Genomic DNA, 2500 nt, shown 5'->3' on the forward strand with positions numbered 1-2500 from the left:
TCACATAGCAAATGCTACACTATCATCGGCGCTGTTTCGTTTCACTACTGAGTTCGGCATGGGGTCAGGTGGGTCCAAAACGCTATTGTCACCAAGCAAATATGGTGTAAGGTCGATTTAATCGAACTTACTAAAATTTGGAATTTCTGATAATAAAGAGTAATCAAGTAATCTACTTTAGTCTATTAACTTCTTCGCTTAAACTATCACATAAAACGCGTTTGGCGTTGTATGGTTAAGCCTCACGGGTAATTAGTACAAGTTAGCTTAATGGCTCACACCACTTCCACATCTTGCCTATCAACGTTGTAGTCTTCAACGGCCCTTCAGAGACTTTAAAAGTCTAGTGAGAACTCATCTCGAGGCCTGCTTCGCGCTTAGATGCTTTCAGCGCTTATCAGTTCCGAACGTAGCTACCGGGCAATGCCATTGGCATGACAACCCGAACACCAGCGGTTCGTTCACTCCGGTCCTCTCGTACTAGGAGCAACCCCTCTCAATTCTCAAACGCCCACGGCAGATAGGGACCGAACTGTCTCACGACGTTCTAAACCCAGCTCGCGTACCACTTTAAATGGCGAACAGCCATACCCTTGGGACCGACTTCAGCCCCAGGATGTGATGAGCCGACATCGAGGTGCCAAACACCGCCGTCGATATGAACTCTTGGGCGGTATCAGCCTGTTATCCCCGGAGTACCTTTTATCCGTTGAGCGATGGCCCTTCCATTCAGAACCACCGGATCACTATGACCTACTTTCGTACCTGCTCGACGTGTCTGTCTCGCAGTTAAGCTGGCTTCTACCATTACACTAACCGTACGATGTCCGACCGTACTTAGCCAACCTTCGTGCTCCTCCGTTACTCTTTGGGAGGAGACCGCCCCAGTCAAACTACCCACCAGGCACTGTCCGTAACCCCGATTCAGGGGCCAACGTTAGAACATCAAAACTACAAGGGTGGTATTTCAAGGACGACTCCACAAAAACTAGCGTCTCTGCTTCTAAGTCTCCCACCTATCCTACACATGTAGGTTCAATGTTCAGTGCCAAGCTGTAGTAAAGGTTCACGGGGTCTTTCCGTCTAGCCGCGGGTACACAGCATCTTCACTGCGATTTCAATTTCACTGAGTCTCGGGTGGAGACAGCGTGGCCATGGTTACACCATTCGTGCAGGTCGGAACTTACCCGACAAGGAATTTCGCTACCTTAGGACCGTTATAGTTACGGCCGCCGTTTACCGGGGCTTCGATCAAGAGCTTCTCCGAAGATAACCCCATCAATTAACCTTCCGGCACCGGGCAGGTGTCACACCGTATACGTCATCTTGCGATTTTGCACAGTGCTGTGTTTTTAATAAACAGTCCCAGCCACCTGGTCACTGCGGCTCCAATCAGCTTAGGGAGCAAGTCCCATCACCAATCGGAGCGTACCTTCTCCCGAAGTTACGGTACGATTTTGCCTAGTTCCTTCACCCGAGTTCTCTCAAGCGCCTTAGTATTCTCTACCTGACCACCTGTGTCGGTTTGGGGTACGATTCGGTATAATCTGAAGCTTAGAGGCTTTTCCTGGAAGTATGGCATCAGCAACTTCATCACCTTGGTGACTCGTCTCGTGTCTCAGCCTAACAGCAACCCGGATTTACCTAAGTCACTAGCCTACACACTTTCACATGGACTACCAACGCCATGCTTGCTTAGCCTGCTCCGTCCCCCCATCGCAATTATACCAAGTACGGAAATATTAATCCGTTTCCCATCGACTACGCCTTTCGGCCTCGCCTTAGGGGTCGACTTACCCTACCCTGATTAACATGGGATAGGAACCCTTGGTCTTCCGGCGTGCGGGTTTTTCACCCGCATTATCGTTACTCATGTCAGCATTCGCACTTCTGATACGTCCAGCATACCTCCCGGTACACCTTCAACCGCTTACAGAACGCTCCCCTACCACTCAAAATAAATTTTGAATCCGCAGCTTCGGTGCATAGTTTAGCCCCGTTACATCTTCCGCGCAGACCGACTCGACCAGTGAGCTATTACGCTTTCTTTAAAGGATGGCTGCTTCTAAGCCAACCTCCTGGCTGTCTGGGCCTTTCCACATCGTTTCCCACTTAACTATGACTTTGGGACCTTAGCTGGCGGTCTGGGTTGTTTCCCTCTTCACGACGGACGTTAGCACCCGCCGTGTGTCTCCCGGATAGTACTTTACGGTATTCGGAGTTTGCAAAGGGTTGGTAAGTCGGGATGACCCCCTAGCCTTAACAGTGCTCTACCCCCGTAAGTATTCGTCCGAGGCTCTACCTAAATAGATTTCGGGGAGAACCAGCTATCTCCCGGTTTGATTAGCCTTTCACTCCTAACCACAGGTCATCCCCTAACTTTTCAACGTTAGTGGGTTCGGTCCTCCAGTTGATGTTACTCAACCTTCAACCTGCCCATGGCTAGATCACCGGGTTTCGGGTCTATACCTTGCAACTATTCGCCCAGTTAAGACTCGGT

General features: G+C 50.0%; 2 rRNA genes (1 of these 2 cut by a window edge). Both read right to left on the reverse strand.

Annotated elements, in window-relative coordinates:
- Positions 1-2 precede the first annotated feature (2 nt).
- Positions 3-96 (reverse strand): 5S ribosomal RNA (gene rrf, locus KG708_RS17375).
- 135 nt (positions 97-231) lie between these two features.
- Positions 232-2500, reverse strand: a 23S ribosomal RNA gene (locus KG708_RS17380); it runs 618 nt beyond the window's last position.

The organism is Pseudoalteromonas sp. (genome assembly GCF_018402495.1).
Classification (GTDB): domain Bacteria; phylum Pseudomonadota; class Gammaproteobacteria; order Enterobacterales; family Alteromonadaceae; genus Pseudoalteromonas.